Raw genomic sequence first — 13335 nt, forward strand, 5'->3', positions numbered from 1 at the left:
CAGATACGCTCCCGTTGCACTAATGAGGCGTGGGCCCCGATATTTCGGGGCCCACGCCTCATTAGTACGCCGTCGATGAACGCGCAGCTGGCAACAGCTCTCAGCTAGCGAGGGGTGTTGCCGTTTTTCTTGGCAGTAAGCGCCCGCGGACTCCACACCACCATGGATTGGTTGCTGCGCGGGCGTGGACGCTGGCCACGGGCAAGAGCCACGATGTCCCCACCCAGCAACCCTGCGGCAAACACCCTGCTGTTGGTACGCGGCGGACGCGATTCCATCTCAGCTGTGACGGCTTCGAGCGCTTCGCTCAGTTCCACCACCTTTGAACGCAGGGCATCAACCTGGTTCTGCAGTTCCATGATGCGCCGAATACCCTCAAGGGATACGCCCTCCTGCGAAAGCCGCTGGACCTCGCGGAGCATGCTGACATCATGCTGGGAGTAGCGGCGGGCCCGGCCAGGTGCCCGGTTGGGCTTGACGATCCCCAACCGGTCGTACTGGCGCAGGGTCTGCGGATGCATATCGGCTAATTCTGCCGCCACGGAAATCACAAAGATCGGGGAGTACGGGTCAATAATCATTGCAATTCCCTTTCTATGGAAGTGGCTGGTGCGTTTCCGACCCCGGCCTGGGGCCACAAGTGCGAGGGGCCCGCTGCGTGGGCCCACTGACCCGAGGGCCCCGGTGCGAGCTTGCGAGCGTCAGGGGACTTACGAGCAGTGGGAGCGCTTGGGGCGGTACGAGTCCCCGGCGCGGGTGGCTGGGCCCCCGCCCGCAGGGCCCCGCTGCGTGGGCCCACTGACGCGAGGGTCCCGGTGCGAGCAGTGGGAGCGCCAGGGGACTTGCGAGCAGTGGGAGCGCCAGGGGACTTGCGAGCAGTGGGAGCGTCAGGGGACTTGCGAGCAGTGGGTGCGGGGGCTACAGCTTGGCTTTATCCGCTAGTGCTGCGCGGGGATCACCGTCGGCAGTGGCTGCCGCGAAGGCACGCACTGCCTCTTCGGCTTCCTTGCTGAGCTTTTGCGGAACGGCCACATCGATCGTGACGAGCAGATCGCCGTCGCCCTTGTTGGACTTCACGCCGGCTCCCTTGACCCGCAAGGTACGGCCCGAAGGCGTTCCGGCAGGAACGCGGACCCGGACCGTTTCACCGGTCAACGTGGGGACGCTAATATCGGCGCCCAGAGCGGCTTCCGGGAAGCTCACTGGCACGTGGATACGGATGTTGTTGCCGTCACGGATGAAGAATTCGTGGGGTTTAACGTTGACAGTGACCATCAAGTCGCCGGGGCCGGCAGCACCGCTCTGGCCCTTGCCCTTGACCCGGACCTTCTGGCCGTCCTTGATGCCCGCGGGAATGCGCACATCAATGACTTCGCCGTTGGGTTCGCGCAGGCCAATCTTGGTTCCATTGATGGAACCAGCAAAGGAAATGGACGTGCTGGCGGTACGGTCGCCACCCTTGGTTGGCGTGGGCTGGAAGCCGCCAAATCCGCCGCCACCGCCGCCACCGCCGAACAAGTCAGCAAATTCCGGGGGCAGGCCGGAGTTGCCAAAGCCGGGATTGCCGCGGGATCCGCCACGAGGTGCGCCGCGGCCGCCGCCGAAGAGGTCACCGAAGACGTCTTCAAAGCCGCCACCGCTCTGGCCAGCGCCGCCTGCGCTGAAGCGGGCTCCGCCGCCCATGGCACGGATGGCGTCATACTGCTCGCGATCGTCCTTGCTGGAGAGCACGGAATACGCTTCGGAGACGTCCTTGAAGGTCTTTTCCGCCTGCGGGTCCCCCGAATTGGTATCCGGGTGGTACTTGCGGGCCAGCTTTCGGTAGGCCTTTTTGATATCGGCTTCGGAAGCATCCTTGGATACCCCAAGAATCTTGTAGAAGTCTTTTTCTGCCCAGTCCTGACTTGCCAAGACGTCTCCTTTCTAAAGTTTGTGGGTTAATGCTGTGGGCCGGTGGTGCTGACCCAGAAACTTGATCTGGGTCAGCACCACCGGCTTGGGCCCACAGTTCCGAGGGTCCCAGAGCGAGCTTGCGAGCTCTGGGAGGAACTGGGGACTACTCCGGTACTGCCACAATTACCTGTGCGGCGCGAAGAATACGCTCGCCGGACTTGTAACCATTGCGCAGCACCTGGCTGACCGTGTCAATCTCAACCTCGGCCGAAGGCTGCTGAATCAGCGCCTCGTGAATGGTCGGATCGAAGGCGACGTCAACGGCGTCGATCTTCTCCAGACCATAGGTGGCCAGTGCCGTTTCCAGCTTGGTGGCAATCGCTGCGAACGGGCCGTCGACAATATCGCCGTGGGCACGCCCAGCATCGATGCCATCCAGGACCGGAAGCAGGGAGTTCAGGACGCCAATGACGGCCATCTGCCCAGCAACTGCCCGGTCACGCTCAACGCGCTTACGGTAGTTGACGTACTCGGCCTGCAAGCGAAGAAGGTCATTCTTCAACTCGGCAGCCGCGTCGGCATCGCTACCCTGAGCCACGGACTCTTCAGCCGGAACCTCAACACCGTTGAGGATCTCTTCGGCCTGAGAGAGCGCGTCGCCTTCAGCAGCACCGGTGCCAGCCGCAGCTGGATCAGCATTAACCGCGGGATCGTTCTCCGGGACCTCTTCGGGGTTTACGGACTCAGACATGCTTACTTCTTCTCGTCTGCGTCTTCGTCGATGATCTCGGCGTCAACGATGTCCTCTTCAGGAGCACCATCAGAGGATGCGGCACCTTCGGAAGCACCGGCGTCGGCCGTGGCACCCTCAGCAGCAGCTGCGGCGTAGATTGCTTCGCCCAGTGAGGACTGTGAAGCCTGCAGCTTCTCAAACGCGGTCTTGACGGCTGCGTCGTCGTCGCCTGCAAGGGCGGTCTTCAGTGCGGTGACATCTTCCTTGACGGGGTTCTTGATCTCGTCGGAGAGCTTGTCATCGTTGTCGGCCAGAACTTTGTCCACCGAGTAGTGCAGCTGCTCAGCGGAGTTGCGCAGATCTGCTGCCTCGCGGCGTTCCTTATCCTCGGCTGCGTGCTCTTCGGCTTCACGAACCATGCGCTCAATGTCATCCTTGGACAGCGAGGAGCCGCCCGTGATGGTCATGGACTGCTCGACGCCGGTGCCCTTGTCCTTAGCGGAAACGTGCACAATACCGTTGGCATCGATGTCGAAGGTGACCTCAACCTGCGGGACGCCGCGCGGAGCCGGAGCAATACCGGTCAGCTCGAACGTGCCCAGCGGCTTGTTGTCGCGAGTGAACTGACGCTCACCCTGGAAGACCTGGATGGCAACCGAGGGCTGGTTGTCATCGGCGGTGGTGAAGGTCTCGGAACGCTTGGTGGGGATAGCCGTGTTGCGCTCGATCAGGTGGGTCATCACTCCACCCTTGGTCTCGATACCCAAGGACAGCGGGGTGACGTCGATGAGCAGAACGTCCTTGCGCTCACCCTTCAAAACGCCAGCCTGCAGTGCGGCGCCAACGGCCACAACCTCATCCGGGTTGACACCCTTGTTGGGCTCCTTGCCGCCAGCGAGTTCCTTGACGAGCTCGGAAACAGCAGGCATACGGGTGGAGCCACCGACGAGCACGATGTGATCAATGTCAGAAACCTTGATGTTGGCTTCCTTGATGACGTCGTTGAACGGCTTCTTGGTGCGCTCAAGCAGGTCCGAGGTCAGTTCCTGGAACTTGGCGCGAGTCAGCTGCTCGTCCAAGTGAACCGGGCCGTCAGCAGTAACGGAGAGGTACTGCAGTGAAACGCTAGTGGAGGAAGCCGAGGAGAGTTCCTTCTTGGCCTGCTCAGCAGCTTCCTTCAGACGCTGCAGGGCGATCTTGTCCTTGGACAAGTCGATGCCCTTGACCTTGAGCTGGTTCAGCAGGTAGTCAACAATGCGCTGATCCCAGTCGTCGCCACCGAGGCGGTTGTCACCGTAGGTTGCACGAACCTGGATGGTGGAGAAGTCGTCCTCATCCTTGCCAACTTCAAGCAGGGAAACGTCAAACGTTCCGCCACCGAGGTCGAATACCAAGATGAGCTCGTCTTCCTTGCCCTTTTCCAGGCCGTAGGCCAAAGCAGCGGCGGTGGGCTCGTTGACAATACGCAGCACGTTCAAGCCTGCGATTTCGCCGGCTTCCTTCGTGGCCTGACGCTCAGCGTCATTGAAGTAGGCCGGGACGGTGATAACAGCGTCGGTGACCTTTTCGCCCAGGTAAGCTTCGGCGTCGTTCTTGAGCTTCATCAAGGTACGAGCGGAGATTTCCTGCGCCGTGTACTTCTTGTCGTCAATGGCGACGGTCCAGTCGGTGCCCATGTGGCGCTTGACCGAAGCGATGGTGCGGTCGATGTTGTTGACGGCCTGGCGCTTGGCGATTTCGCCAACCAGAACTTCGCCAGCCTTGGAGAAGGCAACAACTGAGGGGGTGGTGCGGCCGCCTTCAGCGTTGGCAATAACGGTGGGCTCGCCACCTTCCAAGACGGATACAACAGAGTTGGTGGTTCCGAGGTCAATACCTACGGCACGTGACATAAGTGGTTCCTTTCATGAGCCGCTGCGTGAACTTGTCCGCCAGGGTGGCGGTTCGCTCAACCAGCGGTATTGAGCGTTCTGCACTCAACTTTACTCAGACTCGTTTCCATGTCAAATGAAGTTGAGCGTACTTGACTCAACTTTCACTTTAGGCGAACAAGTACGACGCCGGATGGCCGGGTTTTGCGCTCCGCGTCACCTTTTGTGGGGCTTGCGTGTGCGGCGGCGGGCCTGGTCCCCTGAAGCTACGCACCGTTACGCTGTAACCGTGCGCCACTCCTGGAGCTGCGCATGGTTACGGACAAACGGTACGCAGCTCCAGACATGGACACCTCTGGCGGCCGGCAATACCGGCGGCGTACGCTCCCACTTATGAGCGAGAAACCAGCATCCGGGGACGTTTACACCCATGGCCACCACGAAAGCGTGCTGCGATCGCACGCGTCTAGAACGGCAGAAAACTCAGCGGCGTACTTGATCCCGCACCTCACCCACGGGCGCAGCGTGCTGGATGTGGGCTCGGGCCCCGGCACCATTACGGCCGATTTTGCCCGGCTGGTAGCACCCGGAGCCGTGGTGGGTCTTGACCGTTCTCCGGAGGTAGTTGCTGCCGCCACCGCGTTGGCTCGGGAGCAACACCTGGCCAATTTAAGCTTTGACACCGGCGATGTCTACACCCTCGATTTTTCAGATGACAGCTTCGATGTGGTCCACGCCCACCAGGTTCTGCAACACCTGACGGATCCGGTGGCGGCGCTTGTGGAAATGCGGCGCGTGGCGAAACCCGGCGGCATTGTGGCCGTGCGGGATGCTGATTTTCATGGCATGTCTTGGTATCCGGAACTGCCCGAACTGGATGAGTGGATGGAGCTGTACCAGCAGGTAGCCCGGCACAATCAGGCGGAGCCAGACGCGGGGAGGCGGCTGCTGAGTTGGGCGCTGGCTGCTGGACTGAGCGACGTGGCACCTTCCAGCGCCAATTGGCTCTACGCAACTGTTGAACAGCGAGCGTGGCTTGCCGGGGTCTGGGCGGACAGAACGGTGGGTTCAGCGTTTGCAGAGCAAGCCGTGGATTATGGACTAGCCACTACTGAAACTCTTGAGCGAATCGCCGCAGGTTGGCGGGCGTGGGGCGCCAGCCCGGATGGCTGGTTCCTGATGCCCAACGGGGAAATCATCGCCCGGGCCTAAATGGAACCGGGCCTAAATAGTCGCGTCACGTGGCAGCCACAGGTCCTACCGGAACGTTCCACGCCACGCAATCCAAACCACACATTGGAGGTACCCCGGTGGAAAAGAACCGGCTCGAAGCACTCAGCGACGGTGTTCTGGCGATCATCATCACCATCATGGTGCTTGAGTTCAAAACCCCAGAAACCGCAGACTGGGCGGGGCTAGCAAGCATCTATCCCACTCTTTTGAGCTATCTGCTGAGCTTCATTTATGTGGGCATCTACTGGAACAACCATCACCACATGATCAAGCTTGCCGATAGGGTCACCGGCGGCATTCTGTGGGCCAATCTGCACCTGCTGTTCTGGCTATCTCTGGTGCCGTTCATGACCCGATGGATGAACGATTCAGGATTCGCCATGGTTCCGGTCTTTATGTACGGCATCAATTTGATGCTGGCTGCGATCGCCTACGCTATCCTTCAAGCCGGCTTTGTCCGCCAGCAGGGGCCAAGCGGACCGCTCGCAACCGCACTGGGGAAGAATCGCAAGGCGCGCATCTCCCCCGTCATTTACATTGCTGGCTGCGCCTTGACGTTCATTGCCCCAGCGTTCGGTCTCATCGCTTACGCAATCGTGGCAGCGCTTTGGCTGGTACCTGATCGCGGAATGGAACGGGCACTTCGCGCTGAGGGTGAAGTGAAAGGCTTCTCTGTTCCGGATAGTTGAGCTGGCTAGGCGTCCACCACGAGGAATTGTCCCATCATGCCCATGTCCTCATGCCACAACAGGTGGCAGTGGTACATGTAGGGCATCATGGGGTCGGCGTCCTTACCGAATTTCATGAGCAACCGGATGGTCACACCGGGCGGCGCATAAACGGTGTCCTTCCAGCCCGCGAGTTCTGGCGGAGGCGGCTGCTCATTCAGGGTAAGAATCTGGAATTGGACATCATGGATGTGGAAGTTGTGCGGCTGATTGTGGGCATTGAGCACAGCCCAGGCTTCCGTTGCCCCTGCCTTGACCGAGAGGTCGATCCTGTCCATGTCCATGGATTTGTTATTGATGACGTTGTCGCCGAGCTGGAACATGCGCATGGCCCCGGCAAGGGCCGGATCCGGATAATCCATTGAGGCAAGTTGTGCAGGGATCGGGGTTGATGGGCTCAGGGTGGCGGCAGCCTTTAGCTGGAGAATGTCCAGCAAGTCTTGCGCACCGGCGTCGGCCGTGCGGGATTCGGCCACACCCAGGTCCTGGGCAAAGGAGCGCAGCGTTACAGTTTCACCGGGGACCACTGCAACGATGATTTCGGCACGCTCACCCGGGGTGAGCATGATCCGGCTCAGCGCCACGGGTGCCCCTAGGAGGCCGCCGTCGCTAGCGATCATGGTGAATTTACGGTCATCGGAGAAGCCAAAGTTGTAACTGCGAGCGCTCGACGCGTTCAGCAGGCGCAGCCGCGTGTGCTCGGCCACCACATCCAACATTGGCGCTGCCGTGCCGTTGACCAGCACTGTGCTGCCCAACATGCCGACCCCGCTCCGCCCGGTTTCAACGATCTGTCCCTTCTCAGAGAACGTCTTGTCCTGAACGATGACGGGGATATCGTCCACGCCATAGTTCCGAGGCAGATCCAGGGCGCCCTCTTCGTCGTCGTCGATGATGAACATCCCACCGATCCCCTTGTAGAGGTGCCGTTCCGTCTGCCCGTGTGGATGCGGGTGGTACCAGAGGGTCGCCGCGGTCTGGTCAATGGTCCAGGAGGGGGACCATGTCTTGCCGGGTTCAACCATTTGGTGCGGACCGCCGTCGGCCGCGGCGGGCAGGCGCACGCCGTGCCAGTGCAGGCTAGTGGCTTCGTCTAGTTCGTTGCTCACATTGAGGCGGATCTGCTCGCCGCGGCGCACTCTCAGCGTGGGCCCCAGAAATGCGCCGTTGACGCCCCAGGTGTCAGCTTTTCCACCGGCGACGATCTCCGATTGGCCGGCTTGGGTCACGAGGTCAAAGACGCGCCGCCCGTCCTTGAGCTCCGACTTCGCCAGCGGCGGGACATGCAGCGGGTTGCGGAAATCAACCTTGCCCACGGTGTCCAGTGGCTCCCGTCCTGCTGTGCCGCCGCACCCCGCCAACGTGGCCATCATTCCCACGCCGAGGCCCAGGGCGGACAGCTGGAGAAAATGGCGGCGGTTGAGACCTAATCGTTGTGTTGGAGCGCTCATTTGTTTCATCCTAGTTGCCGCTTCTGGGAGGATCCTCGACGGCGGGTACTCGCCCGAATCTGTTGTATCCAGTTCGATAGCCGCAGGCGGACGGACTCACTGTCCATGACACGTAAGCTAAGCACGTGCAATTCTCTCTTTGGCTGGCCCTTGTGGGCGCCGGCGCCATGATCTCCCTGACCCCGGGCGCGGGCGCCATCAACACCATGTCCAACGCGCTGACCGCAGGATTCCGCCGCTCCATTTGGGGCATCATGGGTCAGCAGTTGGCCCTGATCATCCACGTGATCATCGTGGCGGCGGGTGTGGGGATCATCGTCTCCAATTCACCGTTCTTGTTCATGCTGATTCGCTATGTTGGCGCCGCATATCTGGTGTATTTGGGTGTCCGAAAACTGTTGGCTAAAGCCGAGAAGGTCGACGACGATGCCGCACCTGACACCGTCGAATCCGGCTTCTCGATGTTCCGTCGAGGCCTGTGGGTCAATCTCCTGAACCCGAAGGCGATCGTTTTCTTCCTGGCGTTCATGCCTCAGTTCATCCGGCCCAGCGAACCTCTCCTGCCGCAATACGTCATCCTGACTGCCACAGTGGTGGTCATTGACATCATCGTCATGTGGTTCATCTTTGCCGCCGGCGCCAAGCAGCTCAAGCATCTGACGGCCAGTGAGCGCGGGCAACTGATCCTGAACCGGGTCTTCGGCCTGCTGTTCATTGCTGTGGGCATCTTGCTGGTGCTCGTCTAGCAAGCAACCGGGGCGTTGCCAATCCCGCATGGGCTGGCCTCCCCATTGGCTCAACGGCAGGACCGGGATACTTTAGGGAACAATAGATTTCCCTCATCTTTCCGAAAGGCCACAACCCGTGAATGGCACAATGCTTGGCGCAGACCCCGACCAGTTGCGGACCTTCGCCAAGGACTTTTCCCGGGCGGCACAAACGTTGCTCCACGCGAGCAACTCACTGTCCCAACAAATCAATCGCCCCGGATGCTGGCAGGGCGGAGACGCTGACCGTTTCCGCAGTCAATGGAACAGCAAGCATCGTCCAACACTTGCTGCTGCCAGCCGTGAGTTCGACCAGGTGGCCGCCGCCCTGCTGCGCAACGCTGAAGAGCAGGAAACCGCCAGTTCCGTGTCCAGCCTGACCGCCGGCTCCACCGGCCCCGGCTCCCCAGGCAATCCGGGCCCAGGTTCCCCGGACGAGGAAACCAACGCGTGGGACCAAGTATTGATCGTCAAGGACCTGATGGAAAGGTATTTGCTGGGCGGAGACGCCATGACGATCTTTGGAAACTCCAGCAAAATTGCGGAGGCCTTGATTTTCTTCCGCAACGGCGGAAGCTTTGCCGGTTTGTCCCAAGGAATGCAATGGGCCAAGGCCGGGAGCTTCTTCCAGGGACTCAACACCGTGCTGGAGGGCGAAAGCGTTGGCGCCTGGATCCAAAAGTTCGGCAATAAGATCGACGACCTGCCTGGCGGCATCTCCAATTGGGGCAGCAAGATCAATTCCCTGGCCGACCCCTTGGGCAATTTAGCCAAAGGCGCCGGCAAAGTACTAGGCCCGCTTGGACTGGGCCTGGGCGTCGTCAGCGCCATCGACAACTTTGCCGATGAAGACTATGTGGGCGGAACCCTCGACGTCGTTGCCACCGGCTTGGGCACCGCTGCCCTGTTTACCCCGCCTCCCGTCAACCTGGCATTTGGCGCCGCGGCCGGCGCTGTCGCAATCGGCGGATTGGTGTACGAGAATTGGGATGCAATCTCCGAGTGGGGTGGCGACGTCGCAAGCAATGTTCAAGACTTTGGTGAAGACGTGGGCCGTAACATGGTTGAGGCAGGCGGCAACCTTATTGAAGGTGCTGGCGACTTTGCCAACGGTGTTGCAGAGACAGCGAAAAATCTCTGGCCGTTCTAGACATTTTCTCCCTCAAGCACAAATGCCCTGCAGTGAAAGAAGATCATGACACAAGCAACAACACCCCAGCCCGCCGCTGATGCGTCAAATACGCTCGTGCAATTTGGCATCGCCGAAGTTTCCTATCTCTTGTCCCTTGGCAAAAGTGAGGGCAGCGCCCGGTCACGCGAAGCGCTAAAGATCAACGATCAGTACTTCAGCACTGCCATGGTCGGCGCCGGCGCTTCATCACTTCTGGCCCGGGGATTCGCCAGCGTTACCGGAGACGACATTGATCTAACCGGGCCCAGCCAAATGTTGGCTTACGCATTTGGCACGGCGCAACGGTGGACCGAGATGGCTCTGCTTGGCACCGAAGAAGTGGAAGCCGCCCTCTACCTTCAGGCGCCGGGAATTTCCGTTTTCCTGCAGCCGGCAGCGCTGGGCGTATGGGCAGCGCTTTTCAAACTTCCCGAAGCGTCAGACGCGGATATGCTCAAGCTGATCATTGACACCAAGCTCAGTTCAGATGCAAAAAGTGCCCTGTATTTTGGGTCCACGGCATTGACCGGAGAAGAACGCAAGCTGTTTGTCCGTCATGACGAAAGCGATGCCTGGTCCACGGCGTGGGTGACCGACCCCAATGCAGCCCCCAACGTGACACTCACCAGTACTGCAGGCCTCATGGCAACACTCGCAGAGCTCTCTCCCGCAATCAGAATCGACGCATAATCTTGAGCCATCCCCACAACCCCAACGTTCCGCCGGAACCATTCAAGTTCATGAACGCTCCCGGGCGCAGCGGCGTTCCGCGCTTGCAGCAGCCTGTTGTTGAAATCTTGTTCTTTGGCGCTTTCCTGGTGACGGGGATTGTTTTGTCAGGGTTCCTGTTCAGCAGGCCTGGCGGTGGCGGGGGGCCTATTTTCTCCGGTGTCATCGTGCTTCTTTTCTGGGCCCTGCCGGGTGCCATCGGCACCTACATCGGCGTCGCAAGGTTGGTCTGGAAGCGGCGCTACAGCAAGGTATATGGGCGCCCGCCCTTTTAACGTTTGCCCGGGCACGGCTTGCGAGCGCCGCTCGCTAGACTTGCCCAATGAGTAATTTCGGCTGCAAGCACGACCTTCTGCTGGCACACACCCGTGGCTGATCCCCAGCCGCTCCCCCACCACGCAAGCTCACACCGGGACCCTCGCGGCAGTGAGCCCAACCAACCGCTCCGCCCGGTGATCATCGCCGTCGACGGCCGGTCCGGCGCCGGGAAAACCACCGTTGCCGTGGAACTCGCCGCCCTGCTGCGCCGCCACCGCAGCGTCTCACTGTTCCACCTCGAGGACATCTACCCGGGCTGGGACGGCCTGGCGGGTGGCGTGGAACGCTACATTGATTCTGTCCTGGCCCCCCTGAGTTTGGGTATGCCCGCCACATGGACGCAGTGGGATTGGGCGGCAGAGCACGACGGCGCCTCCCGCACCACCGAGTTGGCCCCGGTTGTGATCGTCGAGGGCGTGGGCTCCTCACACGGCGGGGCGGGTGCGCTCTTGGACGCCACTATTTGGGTGGATGCGCCCAGCCAAAACAGGAAAGAACGTGCCCTTGAGCGTGATGGCGACACGTATGCGCCGTTCTGGGACCTGTGGGCCGATCAGGAGGAACTCCTGCTGGAAGGCAGCCGCGTACCAGAGCTGGCGGACATTGTTGTTGACGGGACCCACGGGGTGGCCAACGCTCCGGCGCTGGTGCTGGACGCCTTGACCCAGCTTCCTGCCATGGAAAATGTGTTGGCCCCGGAGCTGGCCCGGCGCCGCGGACTGGAATTTTCCGCTACCCGTCTCGAGGGATTACCAGCTGCCGCCGAGCTCTTCCACGCGCTCTATGGCACCTCCGAGCACGCAGTGTGGCTGGACAGCTCCATTGCTGAAGTGCACACCGCAACCGGTGCGGCAAGAACAGCCGTCGCTGACGCAATTAGCCCAGCGGCAGCAGCAGACGCAGCCAACGTAGCCGGAACTGACACCGCATCGAGCATCGCAGCTGACCGCTCACGGTTCTCCATCATGGCCGATAACTGCGGCCACTTTGGCCAGCTTTCTCGCCACGAGGCCGGTTTGACCACAGTGTCTTGCGGCCAAGTCACCACCCATATCCGCGGGCCGTTCTTCCACTGGCTGGATTCGGTCTGGGGGCGCAAAGCAGTCCGCGCCCCGGACCATTACCCCGGCGATTTCACCCTCGGCTGGCTGGGCTATTTGGGGTACGAACTCAAAGCTGAAACCGGCGGAACACCCACGTCGGCACACCGCTCGGCCCCCGGAAGCAACGGCACCCCTGGTGTTCCGGATGCCGCTCTGCTCTTTGCTGGCCGCGCCTTGGTTCTGGACCACCGCGAAAACTGCCTCTACGTGCTGACACTGACGGACGTCCACCACGTGGAATCGCGTCGCGAAGCGCAGGATTTCCTTGCCGAGGCACGAGCCGCACACGCTTCCGCTCTGGCGCGCACCGCCCGAGCCAATCCCAGCAGCGCACCCAGCCTCACGCCGTCGAACATTCCGGCCCCCAGCGATCAAGCCCTGCGTAATCAAGCGCTGAGCGATCAGGCCCTGCGTATTCAGGCCCCGGTTTTCACTGCGCGGGACGGCGAGCGCCACTACAAGGACATGATCGCGGCGGCGCAGGCCCAGATCCACGACGGCAATTCCTACGAGGTCTGCCTGACCACCGCCCTCGACGCCCAGACGCCCAACCGGCTGGATCCGTGGAGCACGTATAGGGCCCTGCGGACGCGCAACCCGGCTCCGTTTGCGGCGTTCCTGCGGCTGGGCGGACTGAGCGTTGCCAGCACGTCCCCTGAGCGTTTCCTGCGCATTGACTCGGAAGGGCTGATGCGTGCCGAGCCGATCAAGGGCACCCGCCGCCGCGACACCGACCCGGCTACTGACGCCGCGCTCAAGACCGATCTGCTCACGTCACTCAAGGATCGGGCGGAAAATGTGATGATCGTGGACCTGCTCCGCAATGACCTCTCGCGCTTCGCCCTGCCGAATTCATTGAGCGTGCCGCGGCTGTGCGCCATAGAAAGTTACGCCACGGTACATCAAATGGTCAGCACCATCGAGGCGCAGCTGGCGCCGGGCAATTCCCGCGCGCAGGCCGTGGCCGCTGCCTTCCCCGCTGGGTCCATGACGGGAGCCCCGAAAATTAGCACCATGGCTATTCTGGACCATCTCGAAGCCGGCCCGCGTGGCATTTATGCGGGCGCTATTGGCTACTTCTCTCTCAATGCGGCCACCGATTTATCGGTGGTGATCCGCACTTTGGTTCTCCAGGACACGGACGACGGCGGCACGCACCTTTCGCTGGGGATCGGCGGCGCCATCACGGCAGACTCCGAAGACGCTGCGGAATGGGATGAGATTCAGGCCAAGGCGCACGGTGTTTTAGCCACGTTGGGCTCCAACTTTCCGGGCTGACCGGCTGAGCGGGCGCAACGGGCTGAACCGGCGCAATCGGCTGACTCTTTCGATGCGCAC

12 protein-coding genes are annotated in these 13335 nt (G+C 61.3%); 7 read left to right on the top strand and 5 right to left on the bottom strand.

Annotation, left to right across the window (positions count from 1 at the left end; all coding sequences use genetic code 11):
* Positions 1-104: 104 nt before the first annotated feature.
* The 4 genes from AS189_RS01610 to dnaK all read right to left on the bottom strand — a co-directional run bounded on the left by AS189_RS01610 (position 105) and on the right by dnaK (position 4518).
* Positions 105-581, bottom strand: coding sequence for a heat shock protein transcriptional repressor HspR (locus AS189_RS01610; RefSeq protein ID WP_062285854.1), 477 nt, complete (start codon positions 579-581; stop codon positions 105-107).
* A gap of 337 nt (positions 582-918) precedes the next feature.
* On the bottom strand, positions 919-1911 hold the full coding sequence (locus tag AS189_RS01615) for a DnaJ C-terminal domain-containing protein (protein ID WP_062285856.1): 993 nt from the start codon (positions 1909-1911) through the stop codon (positions 919-921).
* Positions 1912-2056: 145 nt separating this feature from the next.
* Complete coding sequence (locus tag AS189_RS01620; RefSeq protein ID WP_082633967.1) at positions 2057-2644, bottom strand: nucleotide exchange factor GrpE; 588 nt, start codon at positions 2642-2644, stop codon at positions 2057-2059.
* Positions 2645-2646: 2 nt separating this feature from the next.
* Positions 2647-4518: a molecular chaperone DnaK gene (gene dnaK, locus AS189_RS01625; protein WP_062285858.1), complete on the bottom strand. Its 1872-nt coding sequence runs from the start codon at positions 4516-4518 to the stop codon at positions 2647-2649.
* 372 nt (positions 4519-4890) lie between these two features.
* Between dnaK and AS189_RS01630 the strand changes: the two genes are divergently transcribed.
* Positions 4891-5709 carry a methyltransferase domain-containing protein gene (locus tag AS189_RS01630; RefSeq protein WP_062292733.1) on the top strand — a complete coding sequence of 273 codons (819 nt, stop codon included), beginning with the start codon at positions 4891-4893 and terminating at the stop codon, positions 5707-5709.
* A 29-nt stretch (positions 5710-5738) separates the two neighbouring features.
* Positions 5739-6419, top strand: a complete 681-nt coding sequence (locus tag AS189_RS01635) for a TMEM175 family protein (protein ID WP_237759945.1) — start codon at positions 5739-5741, stop codon at positions 6417-6419.
* A gap of 5 nt (positions 6420-6424) precedes the next feature.
* On the opposite strand, the gene AS189_RS01640 is transcribed toward AS189_RS01635, so the two are convergent.
* Positions 6425-7909 carry a multicopper oxidase family protein gene (locus tag AS189_RS01640; protein ID WP_062285860.1) on the bottom strand — a complete coding sequence of 495 codons (1485 nt, stop codon included), beginning with the start codon at positions 7907-7909 and terminating at the stop codon, positions 6425-6427.
* A 125-nt stretch (positions 7910-8034) separates the two neighbouring features.
* Between AS189_RS01640 and AS189_RS01645 the strand changes: the two genes are divergently transcribed.
* From AS189_RS01645 to AS189_RS01665, 5 genes are all read left to right on the top strand, one after another.
* On the top strand, positions 8035-8655 hold the full coding sequence (locus tag AS189_RS01645) for a LysE family transporter (protein ID WP_062285862.1): 621 nt from the start codon (positions 8035-8037) through the stop codon (positions 8653-8655).
* A 118-nt stretch (positions 8656-8773) separates the two neighbouring features.
* Entirely contained in the window at positions 8774-9826 is a 1053-nt protein-coding gene (locus tag AS189_RS01650; RefSeq protein WP_129587118.1) for a WXG100 family type VII secretion target, read from the top strand.
* A 45-nt stretch (positions 9827-9871) separates the two neighbouring features.
* Positions 9872-10537, top strand: coding sequence for a hypothetical protein (locus AS189_RS01655; protein WP_062285865.1), 666 nt, complete (start codon positions 9872-9874; stop codon positions 10535-10537).
* Between the two features lie 2 nt (positions 10538-10539).
* Complete coding sequence (locus tag AS189_RS01660; RefSeq protein ID WP_062285866.1) at positions 10540-10851, top strand: hypothetical protein; 312 nt, start codon at positions 10540-10542, stop codon at positions 10849-10851.
* 177 nt (positions 10852-11028) lie between these two features.
* Entirely contained in the window at positions 11029-13275 is a 2247-nt protein-coding gene (locus AS189_RS01665) for a chorismate-binding protein (protein ID WP_062285868.1), read from the top strand.
* Positions 13276-13335 lie beyond the last annotated feature (60 nt).

Origin of the sequence: Arthrobacter alpinus (assembly GCF_001445575.1) — a bacterium.
GTDB lineage: Bacteria > Actinomycetota > Actinomycetes > Actinomycetales > Micrococcaceae > Specibacter > Specibacter alpinus_C.

Coding starts and splice junctions, on each gene's coding strand:
- AS189_RS01610 (WP_062285854.1), bottom strand. CDS start 581: ATGATTATTGACCCGTACTCCCCGATCTTTGTGATTTCCGTGGCGGCA.
- AS189_RS01620 (WP_082633967.1), bottom strand. CDS start 2,644: ATGTCTGAGTCCGTAAACCCCGAAGAGGTCCCGGAGAACGATCCCGCG.
- dnaK (WP_062285858.1), bottom strand. CDS start 4,518: ATGTCACGTGCCGTAGGTATTGACCTCGGAACCACCAACTCTGTTGTA.
- AS189_RS01630 (WP_062292733.1), top strand. CDS start 4,891: ATGAGCGAGAAACCAGCATCCGGGGACGTTTACACCCATGGCCACCAC.
- AS189_RS01640 (WP_062285860.1), bottom strand. CDS start 7,909: ATGAGCGCTCCAACACAACGATTAGGTCTCAACCGCCGCCATTTTCTC.
- AS189_RS01655 (WP_062285865.1), top strand. CDS start 9,872: ATGACACAAGCAACAACACCCCAGCCCGCCGCTGATGCGTCAAATACG.